The sequence below is a fragment of the Pseudomonas sp. DWRC2-2 genome, assembly GCF_049897885.1.
Classification (GTDB): Bacteria; Pseudomonadota; Gammaproteobacteria; order Pseudomonadales; family Pseudomonadaceae; genus Aquipseudomonas; species Aquipseudomonas azotoformans_A.
In genome coordinates this window covers 188,036-204,229 of the sequence record NZ_JAFCXD010000006.1, presented here as the reverse complement: position 1 = coordinate 204,229, position 16,194 = coordinate 188,036, and the positions used below count along the sequence as shown (strand labels likewise).

Below are 16,194 nucleotides of genomic sequence, written 5' to 3'. Positions count from 1 at the left end.
ATATTTTGTCGATAGAGCAGCGAATTTATAGCCTTTAACGCCATTTTTGCAAAATAAAATAAGACTAATTAAGCGAGGCAAGCTTTCATGACGACCCAGCACGCTGTTTACCCCGACCTCGAAGGCAAGACGGTCCTGATCTCCGGAGGCGCTTCGGGCATTGGCGAATTCATGGTGCGCGCCTTTGCCGCGCAAGGTGCCAAGGTCGGCTTTGTCGACCGCGCGCAAAGCCAGGGCGAACGCCTGGCAGCGTTGCTGAGTTCGCGCGGGCACACGGTGGAGTTCGTGAACTGCGACATCACCGACGAGATCGCCTACAAGGCCGCCATCACGCGTTTCGAACACTCCCTGGGACCGATCACCGTGCTGGTGAACAACGCCGCCAATGACGTGCGCCACCGCTTGGAAGAAGTCGACTCGGAAATGTTCGATCGGCTGATTTCCGTCAACCTCAAGCACGCCTTTTTTGCCGCCAAGGCCGTGGTGCCGATGATGAAAAGCGCGGGCGGCGGCGCGATCATCAACCTCGGCTCCGTCGGCTGGATGATGGCTTCCGCCGGCTACCCGGTGTACGCCGCCAGCAAGGCCGCCGCCCACGGCATGACTCGCGCCCTGGCTCGGGAGCTGGGGCCAAGCCGGATCCGCGTGAATACGCTGGTGCCGGGTTGGGTCATGACCGAAAAACAATTGGCGATGTGGGTCGACGATGCGGCTAAAGAGCTGATCAGCCGCAGCCAGTGCCTGCCGGGCAGTGTGCTGCCGGAACACATCGCCAATATGGCGTTGTTTCTTGCCTCCGATGCCTCGGCGATGTGTTCGGCGCAGAACTTTATTGTGGATGGCGGCTGGGTGTAGGTCCGCTTACTCGATCGGGTATTTCTTGAAGGCAGGATGCTGTTCCAGCCGCTCGGCATGGCGTCTCAGGTTGGGAAATGCATCCGCCTTGACCACCGACGCCACAGTGAATTGGCTGAACGACCAGGCCACCGTCGCTGTAATCGACGCCTGGGTCAGCGCCTCACTGTCAGGCAGTTGTTTTTCCAGCAGCGAATAAGCAGCGAGCAGCTGCCCGCTGACCCGGTCCAGCCAAGGCGCATGCAGCTTTTCGGCCGGGCGCAGGTTGTGCTCGTAGACAATCTGCACGCTTTTCTCACAGGCTGCCAAGGCCAGGCCAAGGATGTGCAGGTCCCGTGCGCGTGCGGCGGATTGCTGCGCGAGCAGCTTTTTGTTCGCCGGGGCCAGGGTTTCCAGGTAGTCCAGGATCAGGCTGGAGTCCATCAGCACCGTGCCATCGTCCAGCACCAGGGTCGGAGCCTTCACCACCGGGTTGATCTGGGCGAACGCGTCGAAGCTGCGGAATACCGACAGCGGTTCATGCACAAAATCCACCCCGTACAGGTCCAGGGAAATCGCCACGCGTCTTACGTAAGGCGAGTCCAGCATGCCGATCAGTTTCATGAAGCCTCCATTGCTTACCACGTGATGGGCTCAAGAGAGTAAGGGCTCAGCATCGGCCTGCGCAATGGCCCGCCGTAATTGCTGATAGCTTCGGATCTTCTGTTCAAGCGCCGTGGCGGCGTCCGTGAACTTATGCCGGGCCAGCTCTCCGGCGCTGACGGCTGGCCCCCGGTGGTTGGCCGGTAATACGCTTGAACGCACGGCTGAACGCTGCCTGGGAGGTATAGCCCAGGCGCAGCGCCACTTCCTCGATAGGCAAACGCTCCAGGGTCAGCCATTGGCTGGCCAGGCGCATGCGCAATTGCGTCACGTAGCGCAGGGGCGGGATGCCCAGGGTGGCCTGGAAGCGCTCGGCGAACACTGAACGGGAAGCATGACAATGCGCCGCCAATTCGGCCACGCTCCAATCGCGGCCAGGCTGCTGGTGCAAGACGAGCAGGGCACCGGCCAATCGCGTGTCGCGCAGCGCCGCCACCAATCCCGATGCATTCCCGCAGGCACATTCCACCCAGCCCCGCACGATCATGGCGGCGACCACATCGGCCAGGCGCGCGAGGATGCCGCAGTAGCCGATGCGTGCAGCGGACACTTCACGTTCCATCACCGCCAGGATCGGCATCAGGCCGGGGTAACGCTGGCCCTGGGCATCGATCAGCATCAAGGCCGGCATCAGGCTACCGAGCCCCTGGAGACTGCCGAGTTCGAACGCCATGCAGGCGCTGAACAGCAAGGTGCTGGGGGGCGTATCAGGCGACGCATCCACGGCGCAGACGGTATCGCCCAGCGCGGTCGCGGCAAAGCCGTCGATGTCCTGCACAGGCCTGTCCGCATCGGAGGACAGCGCATGGGCACCGCCGTGGGAGATGAACACGGCATTGCCGGCCGACAACTCAAACAAGCTGCCGTCGTCAGTTTTCAGGGTGGCCGTGCCTGCGGCCAGGAAGTGGAAGTAGGCATGTCCGGGTTTGGCCGCAAAGCCCATGCCGAAGCTCGGTCCGGCCTGGATGCGCCGGTACTGCACCCCACTCAGGCGCATGCCGCGCAGCAGTTCGTCGATGAGGTCGGAGGACTGATTGAAAGGGGCCATTGCAGTCATGTTCGGGGTTTTGGTCAAAAACTCAAGGGTCTGCATCATAGATCATCCGAATGGGCGAACCTAGACTGGCCGTCGCGCTAATTTCCCGAGGATGTTGTGTGATGAATGATTATGTAGTCCAAACCGCTCACCCTGCCCAAGTGGCGCCCGACGCGCCCGCCTGGATGGCGGTGTTTTCCCTGGCCATGGGGGTATTTGGCTTGTTGACGGCGGAGTACCTGCCGGCCAGCTTGTTGACGCCAATGGCGCTGGACCTGGGCGTGTCCGAGGCGCTCGCTGGCCAGGCCGTGACGGTGACGGCAGTGGTGGCGTTGTTCGCCGGGCTGCTGGTGCCCGGCCTCACGCGTGGGATCGACCGACGCGTGGTGCTGCTGGGTTTCTCCCTGCTCATGATTGCCTCAAACCTGTTGGTGGCGTTCTCTTCAAGCCTGGCGGTGCTGCTGCTGATGCGCATCCTGCTGGGCGTCGCCCTGGGCGGTTTCTGGAGCATGGCAGCCGCCGTGGCGATGCGCCTGGTGCCGGCGGCGCTGCTGCCCCCAGCGCTGTCGATCATCTTCAGTGGTATTGCGGTGGGCACGGTGGTCGCCGTGCCGCTGGGCAGCTACCTCGGTGGTCTGTATGGCTGGCGCAGTGCGTTCATTGCCGCCGCCGCTGTTGGTGGCGTGACGCTGGCGTTCCAACTGTTCACGCTGCCACGCCTGGCGCCCACGGGCACCGCACGTCTGCGCACGGTACTGGACGTGTTGCTGCGTCCGGGCATCGCCATCGGCATGTTTGGCTGTGTGCTGGTACACACCGGGCACTTTGCGCTGTTCACTTACATCCGGCCTTTCCTGGAAAGCACCACGGGGGTGGGGACAGAAGGGCTGGCGTTGATGCTGCTAGGGTTCGGCGCAGCCAACTTTGTCGGCACGCTGCTGGCCGGTTGGATGCTGGTGCGTTATCCGCGCGGCACCTTGGTGTTGATGCCTGTATTAGTGGGCGTTGCGGCGCTGGCCCTGGTGTTGCTGCCGGCCTCTCTGCCAGGCCAGGCATTGCTGCTGGCGCTGTGGGGCATGGCCTTTGGCGGGGTACCCGTGGCGTGGTCGAACTGGGTGGCCAGAGCCGTGCCGGACCAGGCTGAGAGTGCCGGCGGCATGGTCGTGGCGTCGGTGCAGTCGGCCATTGCGGCGGGTGCGGCCGGTGGGGGCGCGATGTTCAGTCTCAGTGGCATCGACGGCGTGTTTCTCGGCGCCGGTGTGTTGATGTTGCTAGCGGCGTTGTTGATTGCGTTGCGGGTGCAGGTGCCGCGCACCGAGGCAGGTATGGGCGCGGCGCTGCACCTTTGAACTAGGCCTCCAGGTGGCTCAGCAACCACGCCGTGAAACTGCGCGCCAGCGGATCCTGCTCGCTGTCGCGATGGGTCAGCAGCGCCCAGCTCGGCCCGCGAATCGTCGCGTCGACCAGTGGCGTGAGCAACCCGTCGGTTTGCGCCTGACGGCTCAGCAACTGGCTGACTAAGCCGATTCCCAGGCCGGTACATACGGCATCGAGCAACAGGCCGGGGTCGGAGAAATTCAGGCCCTGGTCCTGCTGCCCCACATCGATTCCGGCTTCCACCGCCCAATGGCTCCAGTCCATTTCCCGTTCGCCGTGCAGGGTGGTGCGTTGTGCCAGGGGCAGCTTCAACAGCCGTGGGTGGCAGGCGGGAAACAGCCGGTCGGCGTGCAGCACCTTGAAGCTGCATTCGGCCTGGGAGCTGATGTCGTCGCGCACGGCCAGGTCGATGGTCTGGCTGGCCATGTCGGGCACTTCGTCGGTGCTGAAGATCCACAGGTCGACTTCCGGGTGCTGCTGGCGGAAATCCGCGAGCCGTGGCAACAGCCAGTGCCGGGCAAAGGTCGGCGTGGTGTTGAGCACCAGTTGATTGGGCTTGCGGTACTGCCCCAGGCGCCGCACGCCCACCGCCAATTGCTGCAGCAACGCCTGGGTGGTGCTGAGGAAATCATGGCCGGCGTCGGTCAGGCTCACGCTGCGTCCGCTGCGGAAAAACAGCGGCTGTTCCAGGTACGCCTCCAGGCTGCGGATCTGCTGGCTGATCGCCGATTGGGTCAGGTGCAGTTCTTCGGCGGCCTTGTGGAAACTGCCCAGTCGCGCCGCAGCTTCAAAGCCGCGCAGGGTGCCGAGGGGCGGCCAGTGGTTGAGCATGCTGATAAGTTCCTCTAATTAGTTTTCTACAAAATCCATCGTTTGTCCGGCTTTGCAAGCCGCCATAGCATGTGTGCCAAGACTCCGTGGGCAGTTTTCACTGAACACAATGACTTAACTGAAGGGTACTTGTCATGCAGCAGAATGCAATGCAAAGCAATGGTTGGTGGATGCCTGCGGAGTGGGCCCGGCATGCGGCGACGTGGATGGTCTGGCCGCACAATCGGGCCTTGTGGGAAACCACGTGGGGCGTGACCCTGGCGCACGTGCAGCAGGATTTTGCGCGGGTAGCCAATGCGATCGCACGCTTCGAACCGGTGAAAATGCTGGTTGATCCGTCTGCCGTGGCGGGCGCCAAGACGCTGTGCGGGCCGGGCATCGAGCTGATCGAACAGGCCGTCAACGACAGCTGGTGCCGCGATTCCGGCCCGACCTTTGTCTGCCATCCGCAGCTGGGCACGGCCGGTGTGAGCTGGCGCTTCAATGCCTGGGGTGGCAAGTCGGCCCATGATTTGGACGAAAGCCTGGCACGTCGGGTGCTCAATCATCTGGGGCTGGAATGTTTCGGCACGCCCCTGAGCAATGAAGGCGGCGCGATCCATGTGGACGGCGAGGGCACGCTGATCACCACCGAATCGGTGCTGCTAAACCCCAACCGCAACCCCGGCGTGAGCAAGGCCGAGATGGAAGCCATCTTCACGCGCCTGCTGGGCATCAAGAAGACCATTTGGTTGCCCGGCGACCCGGACTACGTCACGGGCGACATGACTGACGGGCATGTTGATGGTGTCTGCGCATTTGCCCGCCCCGGCGTGTTGCTGGTCGACGCAACTCACGATCAACGCTCTGTATACGCCGAAGTGGTGCGCGAAAACCGTCGCGCCCTGGAACTCGCCACCGACGCCCGAGGGCGCCATTTCGAGCTGATCGAGCTGTATGAAGCCACTGATGCGGTCGACACCGACGCCGAGGTGTTCTGCGCCTCCTACACCAACTTCTACATCGCCAACGGCGCAATCATCATGCCGGCCTATGGCATTGCAGCCGATCAGGTCGCGGCAGAAGTCCTGGCCCAGGCGTTTCCTGGTCGCGAGATCGTACCGGTGCAGATCAACCACCTGGCCCATGGCGGCGGCGGCGTGCACTGCATCACCCAGCAACAGCCAGCCTGGGTGAAGCCATGAGTATTCTGACCATTGCCACTACCCAAATGCCCTGCACCTGGGACCTGCCGGGCAACCTCGACCGTGCCGAGCAACTGGTGCGAGACGCGGCGGCGCAGGGTGCGCAGGTGATCCTGTTGCAGGAACTGTTCGCCACGCCGTATTTCTGCATCGAGCAGCACCACAAGCACTTGGCGCTGGCCGAGGAATATCAGCACAGCCACGTGCTTAAGCGTTTCGCCGCTTTGGCCAAGGAGTTGGGCGTGGTATTGCCGCTGAGTTGGTTTGAAAAGGCCGGCAACGCATTCTTCAATTCCCTCAGCGTGGCGGATGCCGACGGGCGCTTGCTCGGCGTGTACCGCAAGACCCATATCCCGAACGCCATCGGCTATCAGGAGAAGGAATATTTCAGCCCCGGCGGCACAGGTTTTCGCGTCTGGGACACGGCCTTCGGGCGCCTGGGCGTGGGCATCTGCTGGGACCAGTGGTTCCCGGAGACCGCGCGCTGCCTGGCGTTGCAAGGCGCCGAAGTGCTGCTGTTTCCCACCGCCATCGGCTCGGAGCCCGGCTGCGCCACGCTCGATTCGCGGGACCATTGGCAGATGACCATGCGCGGCCACGCGGCAGCAAACCTGTTGCCGGTGGTGGCGGCCAATCGCGTCGGGCGTGAAGTGGCGACCACTGATCCGGACCTGCAAATGGACTTCTACGGCTCATCGTTCATCTGCAACCACAAGGGCAAGCTGTTGGCCGAAGCGGATCGCGATTCCATCGGCGTGCTGCTGCACCGTCTCGACCTGTCCGCCATGCGCGAAGACCGCCTGACCTGGGGTATCTATCGCGACCGTCGCCCGGAGATGTACGGCGGCCTACTGACCCTGGATGGGCGTCCATCATGAAGCGGCTATTGAGTTGTGCGCTGATCATGACGAGTGTCTGCGCCTCGGCTGAGGATAAAACCCTCAAGCTCTACAACTGGGCCGATTATTTCGCTGCAGACACCCTGTCCAAATTCACCGCCGAGACCGGTATCCGGGTGATCTACGACGTGATGGATGGCAGCGAAACCCTGGAAGCCAAGTTGATGGCCGGCGGCAGCGGCTACGACCTGATCTTCCCCGGCGATACCGTGGCCGAACGCCTGATGCGCGCTGGCAGCCTGCAAGCACTGGACCCCGCCAAGCTCGACGCCATGGGCGACATCGAGCCGGGCCTGCAGAAACTGCGCACCCACTACGTCAATTCGAACAAAGCCACGGTGCCCTACACTTGGGGCACGATCGGCCTGACCTACAACACCCAGCAGATCCAGCAGCGTATGCCGAATGCGCCGGTCAACAGCCTCGACCTGTTGTTCAAGCCGGAGAACGCGGCCAAATTCGCCGATTGCGGCATCTCGCTGATCGACTCACCGGACGAAGTACTCGCCGTGGTGCTCAACTACCTGGGCCGCGACCCGCGCAGCGCCAAGCGCGAAGACCTGGCGGCGGCCAGTGAGCTGCTGCTCAAGGTGCGGCCGTACATCCGCAAGTTCCAGTCGCAACCGGTGACCGACCTGGTCAATGGCAACCTGTGCCTGTCCCTCGGCTACAGCGGCGACATGACCCAGGCCCAGCGCGCCGCCGATGCCGCGGGCAAAGCGGTGACCTTCGGTTATCACATCCCCCGCGAAGGCACTACGGTGTGGATGGACACCATGGCCATCCCGGTCGACGCCCAGCACCCGGAATACGCTTACGCCTTCATCAACTTCGTGATGCGCCCGCAAAACATGGCCGCCATCACCAACCTCACCGGCTACCCCACGGCGAACGCCAAGGCGCGGCCGGACGTGGAGGCAAGCATGCGCGATAACCCGGACATCTACCCGGACGCGGCCACCTTCGAACGGTTGATCGCCGGCAAGGACATCCCCCAGGCCGATATGCGCGCACGGATGCGTGTATGGACTAAATTCAAAACCATGTAGCTGAGGGGCTTTTGTGGCGAGGGGGCTTGTCCCCCGTTGGAGTGCGTAGCGCTCCCGCTTTTTTGGGGCCGCTGCGCAGCCCAACGGGGGACAAGCCCCCTCGCCACAAAACGCTCTTCATCACAATGAACTCCATTCAATCCGAACCTTAGGCAAGAGAACCCCATGCCAACCCGTCGCACCTTCATCAAACAAGCCAGTGTGGTCTGCGCCATGACCTTGATCGCCCCGCACCTGCGCGCCGTCGCGAGCGGTCGCTTCTACATGCCCGACGAGGGCGAAAAACACCGTCAGGCCTTTATTGCCTTTGGTGCCCAGGACGCCATCTGGGAAGACTTCACCGCCGATGTACAAGCCGCCCTCGGCCGTATCGCCAGGGCGATTGCGCAGTACGAGCCGGTCACCGTGTTCTGCCGCGAAGACGAACGCTATCTTGCGGAAAAACACTGCGGCACCCGCAACATCACCTTCGTGGAAACCGAGCTGGATGACATCTGGATGCGCGACACCGGCGCCAACTTCGTCATCGACGGCAGCGGCGGCCTGGGCGCGGTGGACTTCAACTTCAATGGCTGGGGCAACAAGCAGCAGCACGACGATGACGCGCGGCTGGCGGCCCAGATCGCCGAAGCAACCGGCGCCCGGCCTATCCGCAGCGAATTGGTGGGCGAGGGTGGCGGGATTGAAGTCGATGGCCTCGGCACCGGCATCATGACCGAAAGCAGCTGGATCAACCGCAATCGCAACCCGGACTGGAGCAAGGCCGAGGTCGAGGCGGAGCTGAAGGAGCGCCTGGGCCTGCGCAAGATCATCTGGCTGCCGGGCATCAAGGGCAAGGACATCACCGACGCCCATGTCGATTTCTACGCACGCTTCGTCTCCCCCGGCGTGGTGCTGGCCAACCTCGATACCGACCCTGAATCCTATGATCACAAGGTTACCCTGGCGCACTTGGAAATCCTCAAGAAGGCCACCGACGCCGATGGCCGGCCTTTGCAGGTGCACACGGTGTCGCCGCCGCTCAACCCGCGTAAAAGCAAGTTCAGCAAGGGCAAGCCGGACTTTGCGGCGGGCTACATCAATTACTTCGTGATAAACGGTGCGGTGATCGCCCCGGAGTTTGGCGACCCGGTGGCGGACCGCAAGGCGCTGGACCTGCTGGCCCGGCTCTACCCGGACCGCAAGGTGGTGGCGCTGAATATCGATGCCATTGCGGCGGGTGGCGGTGGCATTCACTGTGTGACGAGCCATCAACCTTTGGTTTAGTCTGGAGCGCTTCGCCGATCGCAAACGCCTCTGGAGCCGTCAGCATGACCGATTACGTACCCCCGAAAGTGTGGACCTGGGACACCGAAAATGGCGGCACCTTCGCCAGCATCAATCGCCCGATTGCCGGCGCGACCCATGACAAGGAACTGCCGGTAGGCAAGCACCCGCTGCAGTTGTATTCCCTGGCCACGCCTAATGGCCAGAAGGTCACGATTCTGCTGGAGGAGCTGCTGGCGCTGGGTCACAGCGCTGCGGAATACGACGCCTGGCTGATCAAGATCGGCGACGGCGACCAGTTCGGCAGCGGTTTTGTGGGGGTGAACCCGAACTCCAAGATCCCGGCTCTGCTGGATCGCAGCGACGCCACGCCCATTCGCGTATTCGAGTCGGGCGCGATTTTGCAGTACTTGGCCGAGAAGTTCGGCGCGTTCTTCCCCACCGAGCCTGCGGCCCGTGCCGAATGCCTGTCGTGGCTGTTCTGGCAGATGGGCAGCGCGCCCTACCTGGGCGGTGGTTTCGGGCATTTTTATGCCTATGCGCCGAGCAAGATGGAGTACGCGATCAACCGCTTTGCCATGGAAACCAAGCGTCAGTTGGACGTACTCGACCAACGCCTGGCGGTGAGCGAATACATAGCGGGTGATGAATACACCATCGCCGATATCGCGATCTGGCCGTGGTATGGCGGGTTGGTCAAAGGCCGCCTGTATGGCGCGGCGGAGTTTTTGTCGGTGCATGAGTACAAGCACGTGTTGCGCTGGGCAGACGCCATCGAAGCGCGGCCAGCGGTGCAGCGCGGGCGGCGGGTGAATCGGGTGTCCGGTGAGCCCCATGAGCAGTTGGCCGAGCGCCATAACGCCAGCGACCTGGACTAAAGGCCTGACGCTGTAAGAAATGTGGGAGCGAGCAAGCCCGCTCCCACATTTGGATTGTTGTATTTCACTCTATTTGTAGCGCTGCTCAAACACCGCCACCTGCTCCGGCTTGATCAATTCAAACGGCACCCACACCTCCGGCTCGATCGCCTCGCCCTTGATCATCCGCACGGCCGCCTGCACCGCTTGGGTTGCCTGGGCTTTCGGGTCCTGGAACACCGACGCCGTCAGCAACCCCCGCTTGATCGCCGCCAGCCCATCGGGCAAGCCATCGATGCCCACAATCGCCACGTCACCCTTGGCTTTCCCTGCCTGCTGTAACGCCATGGCCGCGCCAATCGCCATTTCGTCGTTATTGGCCACGATCGCATCGAACTGCGTGCCCGCCAGCAGCCAGTTGCTGGTCAGGTCCATGCCCTTGCTGCGTTGCCATTCGGCGCTTTGCTGCTCGACCACCTTGATACCGGGAAAGTCCTTGAGCACCTGTTTCGCGCCCTCGGTGCGGTCATGGGTGGCGTTCTGTGCAAGGTCGCCCATGATGATCGCCACATTGCCCTTGCCGCCGAGTTTTTCCGCCAGGTAGCGCATCTGCAATTGCCCGGCCTCGATGTCGTTGGAAGCCACGGTGACCACGCCTTTGGGCAAGGTGCGCTCGTCCGGATGGCGGTTGACGTACACCAGCGGCGTCTTGGCCGCGACGGCGGCGCGGGTCATGTTGGCGGTGGCGGCGGTGTCCACCGGCAGCACGATCACCGCGTCGACCTTCTGGTTGAGAAAGCCTTCGACCTGATTGAGCTGGCGCACCACATCGCCCTGGGCATCTTCGAACTGGATCTGCACATCCTGCTGCTTGGCGGCCGCTTCCAGGCCGGTGCGCACGTAGGTCATGAAGTTATCGTCGACGCGGGCAATGCTCACGCCGATGCGATAAGCCGCGAACGTCCATTGGCTGAACAGCAGCAACAGGGTGGCAGCAAACAACGAATAGCGATTCATAAGGGTGATCCTTTTATTGTTATAGGGTGAACGCCTGGCGGAAACGCGCCAAAGCCAACTCGCTGTCGCCGCTGGCCCAGCCTTCCAGACCGACCACGCCGCTGTAGCCCATGGCGTGCAAGGCCCTGGCGATGGCCGGGTAGTGAATTTCACCGGTGCCGGGCTCCTTGCGTCCCGGCACGTCGGCCACCTGGATTTCACCGATATGTGTGCCGGCGCGCTGGATCAGTTCGATCAGGTTTCCTTCGCCGATCTGCGCGTGGTACAGGTCCAGGTTCATCTTCAGGTGCGGGCTGCCCACGGCCTCGATCAGCGCCAGGGTATCGTCGGCGCGGGCGAAGGGTGTGCCGGGGTGGTCAACGTCCGTGTTGAGGTTTTCCAGCAGGAACACCCGGCCGGCGTCTTCCCCCAAACGGGCGATTTTTTCCAGGGTCTTGCAGGCGCTCAGCCACATGCGGCCGGTGGTCTGGCTCATGGGTTGCACGGGCAGGCCGCCGTCACCCAGGCCGGTGCCGTGCAGGTTGAGGCTGGGGCAATTCAATTGCTCGGCCACCCCTAAGGATTCGCGGGCGCTGTCGAGCAACTGGCGGATACCGTCGGGGTCGGTGAGGGTGCCGCTGATGTAGCCGGTCATGGAGGTGAAGTCGGCGCCGGTAGCCGCCAGGGCGGCGATGTCCTTGTTTGTCCAGTTCCAGATTTCGGCACTGAAGCCCAGCGCATGAATACGCTTCACGCGTTCGATGAAGGGCAGGTCGAGAAACACCATTTCCGCGCTGACAGCCAGCTTGAATGGGCTCATACGGCCACCGCCTTGCCGGCTTCGAACGACTCGATGCAGGCGCGGGCAATCGCCAATGCCGCGCGCGCGTCTTCACCGCTGGCCAAGGGTTTTGCGCCGCTGCGCAGGCAGTCGACGAAGTGGTTGAGTTCGGCGATGTAGGCGTCGCGCAACAGGTCGGTGTCCAGGCGTTGGGTGTCGGCCTGGATGCCCTGGGCCAGGTAGCGCACCAAGTCGCAATCGTTGAGGCTGCCCATGCTCAGCATGCCGGCGCTGCCAAACACTTCGCCGCGCACGTCGTAGCCATACACGGCCTGGAAGTTTGCCTCGGCAGTGGCGATGGCGCCGTTGTCGAAGCGGATCGCGACCACGGCAGTGTCGAGGAAGCCTTTGCTTTTGTATTCCGGGGCGATCAAAGCGTCGGCCATCACGTAGACCTGCACCGCCTCGGCGCCGGGGTTGAGGTAGCGCAGGGTGTCGAAGTCGTGGATCAGGGTTTCCAGGAATATCACCCATTGCGGCGACTTGGCCGGGTTGTTCAGCGCCGGGTCGCGGGTCAGCGAGCGCAGCAACTGCGGGGTGCCGATGCGGCCAGCGGCGACGTCGAGGTGCGCGGTGCGAAAGCTCTTGGCGAAGCGCCGGTTGAACCCGACTTGCAGCGGCACCCGCGCATCGGCCGCAGCGGCGATGGCGCGGTCGGCTTCATCGAGGGTGATGGCCATGGGTTTTTCGCAGAAGATGCCCTTGCCGGCGCGGGCGGCGCTGATCACCAGCTCGGCGTGGCTGCGGGCGGGGGCGGCGATCAGCACGCCATCGATGTCCGGGTCGTCGAGCAACTGCTGCGGGTCGGTGTACACCTTGCTCACCCCCAGTTCAGCGGCGAGGCGGGCGGCCTGACCCGGTGTGGGGTCGGCAATCGCTGCCAGGCTGGCGCCGGGGATATGCCGCGCGGCGGTCAGGCCGTGGAAGCTGCCCATGCGTCCGGCACCGATCAAGCCCAGGCGGATGTTCTGTGTACTCATGAAATAACCCCTTGTTGTTATTGGCCTCAAGGACAGTCCTGATGGCAAAGGGGTCAGAGCAAGAGCTGTGCCATTTTGTAACATGTTGATAAATAACGATTAATAATTATTTATAAACAAAAAGTGTTCATTTTGATGACATGCCTATACTGACATGTCAAAAACATGAACATGGATACCGCCCAATGAGCCTGGCGTTCAGCGTGCAAGACCTCGACTACCTGACGGCCCTGGGGCCTGCCGCGCTGAACGATGGCCCGGTCGCCTTACTGGAACAGGCCTGGCGCGACTGCCTGGCCGGCCAGGTCGAACGCCCGGCGCACGTGCGCCAAGTGATCTGGGATTCGTGGCGGCGCAGTGTCCAGGCCGGTATCGACCCGGCCGACAATGCGTACCGCTTCGTTGCCGCCGATACGCTGGCCGCCGCCCAGGCGGCACACCGGGTGCTGATCGAGGCCGCCGCGCAAGTCATGCATGGTTTGCTGGCCTACAACCCGCGCGGTCATATCAACCTTACCGATGCCGATGGCACCACCCTGTATTTCTGTGGGCTGGACATCACCCCCGTGGGCAGTCGCCTGCTGGAATCGGTGCAAGGCACCAACTGCACCGGCCTGGCGCTGGCCGAGGATCGCCTGGTGTACGTGCTGGCCGAGGAAAACTTCGGCGTCGGCCTGCGCCAGCGCCGCATGCATTGCGCCGCCGCGCCGATCAAGAATGCGCAGGGCCAGACCGTGGCCATGCTGACGCTGACTGCCGAGCCCGGCTGGTTTCACTTCCATACCCTCGGCACGGTGCAGGCTGCGGCCGACGCGGTATCGCGGCAGATGGCCCTGCAAGGTCTATTGGAAGAACAGCAGGCCGTCCTCGAAGTGCTTAACGAAGGCCTGGTGGTGCTGGACGAACGCGGTTGCATCAAGGCGCTCAACCGCTATGCCCGGCAGCTGTTTGGCACCGGGCTGGAGCTGATCGGGCGGCCGTTCCAGGAACTGGGCCGTAGTGAATTGAGTGACGCCCTTGGCGAGCCCGTGCGCGACCTTGACTGCACCTTCCACCTGCACAACCGCAGTCAACTCGCCTGCCTGGTCTCGGTGTGCCCGCTGGAGCAGGGCGGGGTGATCGTGTCACTGCGAGAGAACCGCCGCATTCGCGAAATCACCCGGCGCCTCATCGGCACCCAGGCCAGCTACACCTTCGACACCATCCAGGGCAGCTCGCGGGCGATCCAGGACGCGCTGCACTTGGGACGCATCGCCAGTCGCAGTGATTCCACCACCCTGATCCTCGGTGAAAGCGGCACCGGTAAGGAACTGTTCGCCCAGGCCATCCACAATGGCAGCGAGCGCTGCAACGGCCCATTTGTGGCAGTCAACTGCGGTGCGATTCCACGGGACCTGGTGCAAAGCGAGCTGTTCGGCCACGTCGAAGGCGCGTTCACCGGCGCCACCCGTGGCGGCTCGGCGGGCAAGTTCGAACTGGCGGATGGCGGCACCATTTTTCTCGATGAGATTGGCGACATGTCCTTCGATGCCCAAGTCAGTCTGCTACGGGTATTACAGGAAGGTGAAATCACTCGGGTGGGTGCGAAGAGCTCGCGGCAAGTGAACGTGCGCATCATCGCCGCCACCCACCGCAACCTCAGCCAGGCGGTCGCGGAAGGCGCGTTTCGCGAAGACCTCTACTACCGCCTCAACGTGCTGAACCTGACCGTGCCGCCGCTGCGCATGCGCCGCGAAGATATTCCGCTGCTGGCGCGGCATTTTCTCGCCCGGTGTGCTCGTTCACTGCGTAAATCGGTGCAGGGGTTTTCACCAGACGCCATGGCCCTGCTCTTGGCCTACGGCTGGCCGGGCAACGTGCGCGAGCTGGAGAACAGCATCGAGCGGGCGACCAACCTGGCGATGGGAGCGCTGATCGAACCGGTGGATCTGCCTTTGGAAAGCCGCCAACGCACGCCGCTGCGCATCCACGAAGCGCCTCCCGCCCAGGACCTGGGCAGCCACGAAATGCACGCCATCGTCGCCGCGCTCAACAGCACCGGCGGCAACATCCGCCTGGCCGCGCAGCAACTCAACGTGTCGCGGGGTGGGCTGTACAACAAGATGAGTCGGTTTGGCCTGAATGCCGGGGATTTCCGTCGCAACTGAGAGCCAAGAACCCCCTGTGGCGAGCAGGCTCGCCACAAAAAACCAGCACGTTCAGTTGCCCCTATTTTCGGATGTCACAATCTGCGGCGGTACATACACCCGCTGCCGCACCGGATCGAACCCTTCAGCACCCTGCAACTCCACCATCAAGCGCACCAACGCCGTCGCCGTCTGCCTCGGCTGCGAATCCATCACCACATCGATCAAGCCCTGGCCCAACGCCTGGCGTGACAGCTCGGTCGACTCCTGCAGGATGCAACACAGCGCCGGCCGCTTGGGCAACTGCGCCAAGGCGCTGATGATGCCGTCGCCGCCGCCGCCCACCACGCACAATCCGCGCAGGTCACTGTGGCGGCTGATCAGGTCGAGGGTGGCTTCTTCGGTGATGTCGCAGTTGTCCAGGTTGATCAGCGGCTCCAATGGCTTGAGCCCCGGCGCGTGTTCGGCCAGGTAGCTGTGCAAGCCTTCGACCCGTGCCTGGTGGCCGAGGAAACGATGGCCACCGAGCAGGATGCCCACGCTGCCTTTGCGGGCGCCGCAGGTGCGGGCGAGCAGCCAGCCCATGGTGCGGCCGACCACATGGTTGTCCTGGCCGACGTAGGGTTCTTCGGCCTGTTCGTGGATATCCGAAAGCAGGGCCACCACGGGCACACCGGCTTCGCGGATCTGCTTGAGGCAGGCGTTGATCAGCGGATGGGCAAAGCTCACCACCGCAAGGCCATCGCATTGCACGGCCAGTTGTTCAATCTGCGCGACGATAGCGCTGGGCGTGCGATCGACGATGTACTCGAACTGGCACGTCAGGTTGGCGCCGGCATGCTGCTCGGCGGCGGCGCTGATGGCCTGCGCCAGGCTGGCATAGAACGCCTGGGCGGTGGCCAGCAACAGGATGCCGAAACGATAGGTCGGCCGGCGTTCGCGAATGCGCTGGCCGATCAACCGCGCCGCAAAATACCCCACGGCTTCGGCCGCCTGGAACACCTGCTCGGCGGTCTCGGGATTGACCGGCGCACGTGCATTCAACACACGGTCGACGGTGGCCACACTGAGCCCCGCCTGGGCGGCAACGGTGGCGATGGTCGGGCGTTTATTGTTGTTCATGACAGGCCCCTTGAGCGTCTTGATAGAAAACTATCAAGCCCCGCTGGGCCTGCATGATAGCTTGATAGGGAATGGATTCAAGGCCTTGAGGGTGATTTAGGCGTTCTCTATCGTGGGTTTCACACAGCACCTG

The 16,194-nt window shown here is 63.1% G+C and carries 15 protein-coding genes; 8 read left to right on the top strand and 7 right to left on the bottom strand.

All coding sequences use genetic code 11. The features are described from left to right. Positions 1–87: 87 nt before the first annotated feature. Complete coding sequence (locus tag ACP7EW_RS24775) at positions 88–855, top strand: SDR family NAD(P)-dependent oxidoreductase (RefSeq protein WP_426220548.1); 768 nt, start codon at positions 88–90, stop codon at positions 853–855. Between the two features lie 6 nt (positions 856–861). On the opposite strand, the gene ACP7EW_RS24770 is transcribed toward ACP7EW_RS24775, so the two are convergent. Both ACP7EW_RS24770 and ACP7EW_RS24765 read right to left on the bottom strand, forming a co-directional pair. Further along, positions 862–1,458, bottom strand: a complete 597-nt coding sequence (locus ACP7EW_RS24770; protein ID WP_426220547.1) for a glutathione S-transferase — start codon at positions 1,456–1,458, stop codon at positions 862–864. A 130-nt stretch (positions 1,459–1,588) separates the two neighbouring features. Then, on the bottom strand, positions 1,589–2,590 hold the full coding sequence (locus tag ACP7EW_RS24765) for a cupin domain-containing protein (RefSeq protein ID WP_426220900.1): 1,002 nt from the start codon (positions 2,588–2,590) through the stop codon (positions 1,589–1,591). Positions 2,591–2,655: 65 nt separating this feature from the next. Here ACP7EW_RS24765 and ACP7EW_RS24760 point away from each other — a divergent pair, with 65 nt between their 5' ends. Then, positions 2,656–3,882, top strand: coding sequence for an MFS transporter (locus ACP7EW_RS24760; protein ID WP_426220545.1), 1,227 nt, complete (start codon positions 2,656–2,658; stop codon positions 3,880–3,882). 1 nt (position 3,883) lies between these two features. Here ACP7EW_RS24760 and ACP7EW_RS24755 read toward each other — a convergent pair whose 3' ends face one another. Further along, complete coding sequence (locus tag ACP7EW_RS24755) at positions 3,884–4,741, bottom strand: LysR substrate-binding domain-containing protein (RefSeq protein WP_426220543.1); 858 nt, start codon at positions 4,739–4,741, stop codon at positions 3,884–3,886. 134 nt (positions 4,742–4,875) lie between these two features. Here ACP7EW_RS24755 and ACP7EW_RS24750 point away from each other — a divergent pair, with 134 nt between their 5' ends. The 5 genes from ACP7EW_RS24750 (at position 4,876) to yghU (ending at position 10,017) form a co-directional block, all read left to right on the top strand. After that, entirely contained in the window at positions 4,876–5,925 is a 1,050-nt protein-coding gene (locus tag ACP7EW_RS24750; protein ID WP_426220541.1) for an agmatine deiminase family protein, read from the top strand. Beyond that, positions 5,922–6,803, top strand: coding sequence for an N-carbamoylputrescine amidase (gene aguB / locus ACP7EW_RS24745; protein ID WP_426220539.1), 882 nt, complete (start codon positions 5,922–5,924; stop codon positions 6,801–6,803). Before ACP7EW_RS24750 ends, aguB begins: the two co-directional genes overlap by 4 nt. Then, positions 6,800–7,873 carry an extracellular solute-binding protein gene (locus ACP7EW_RS24740; RefSeq protein ID WP_426220537.1) on the top strand — a complete coding sequence of 358 codons (1,074 nt, stop codon included), beginning with the start codon at positions 6,800–6,802 and terminating at the stop codon, positions 7,871–7,873. Before aguB ends, ACP7EW_RS24740 begins: the two co-directional genes overlap by 4 nt. Before the next feature lie 165 nt (positions 7,874–8,038). Further along, complete coding sequence (locus ACP7EW_RS24735) at positions 8,039–9,139, top strand: agmatine deiminase family protein (protein ID WP_426220535.1); 1,101 nt, start codon at positions 8,039–8,041, stop codon at positions 9,137–9,139. Between the two features lie 44 nt (positions 9,140–9,183). Then, positions 9,184–10,017 (top strand): glutathione-dependent disulfide-bond oxidoreductase, encoded by an 834-nt coding sequence (gene yghU, locus ACP7EW_RS24730; RefSeq protein WP_426220533.1) that lies wholly within the window; start codon positions 9,184–9,186, stop codon positions 10,015–10,017. 69 nt (positions 10,018–10,086) lie between these two features. On the opposite strand, the gene ACP7EW_RS24725 is transcribed toward yghU, so the two are convergent. Genes ACP7EW_RS24725 through ACP7EW_RS24715 form a run of 3 tightly spaced genes read right to left on the bottom strand, consistent with a single transcriptional unit; the run spans position 10,087 to position 12,813 of the window. Then, positions 10,087–11,013, bottom strand: a complete 927-nt coding sequence (locus ACP7EW_RS24725) for a sugar ABC transporter substrate-binding protein (RefSeq protein ID WP_033903167.1) — start codon at positions 11,011–11,013, stop codon at positions 10,087–10,089. Between the two features lie 19 nt (positions 11,014–11,032). Next, complete coding sequence (locus ACP7EW_RS24720; RefSeq protein ID WP_426220530.1) at positions 11,033–11,812, bottom strand: TIM barrel protein; 780 nt, start codon at positions 11,810–11,812, stop codon at positions 11,033–11,035. Next, the gene (locus ACP7EW_RS24715; RefSeq protein ID WP_426220528.1) at positions 11,809–12,813 is read right to left on the bottom strand and encodes a Gfo/Idh/MocA family oxidoreductase; all 1,005 of its coding nucleotides are present in this window, start codon (positions 12,811–12,813) and stop codon (positions 11,809–11,811) included. The genes ACP7EW_RS24720 and ACP7EW_RS24715 overlap by 4 nt, the downstream gene beginning before the upstream one ends. A gap of 185 nt (positions 12,814–12,998) precedes the next feature. Between ACP7EW_RS24715 and ACP7EW_RS24710 the strand changes: the two genes are divergently transcribed. Then, the gene (locus tag ACP7EW_RS24710) at positions 12,999–14,960 is read left to right on the top strand and encodes a sigma-54 interaction domain-containing protein (RefSeq protein WP_426220526.1); all 1,962 of its coding nucleotides are present in this window, start codon (positions 12,999–13,001) and stop codon (positions 14,958–14,960) included. 51 nt (positions 14,961–15,011) lie between these two features. Here ACP7EW_RS24710 and ACP7EW_RS24705 read toward each other — a convergent pair whose 3' ends face one another. Beyond that, positions 15,012–16,061 (bottom strand): LacI family DNA-binding transcriptional regulator, encoded by a 1,050-nt coding sequence (locus tag ACP7EW_RS24705; protein ID WP_426220524.1) that lies wholly within the window; start codon positions 16,059–16,061, stop codon positions 15,012–15,014. Positions 16,062–16,194 lie beyond the last annotated feature (133 nt).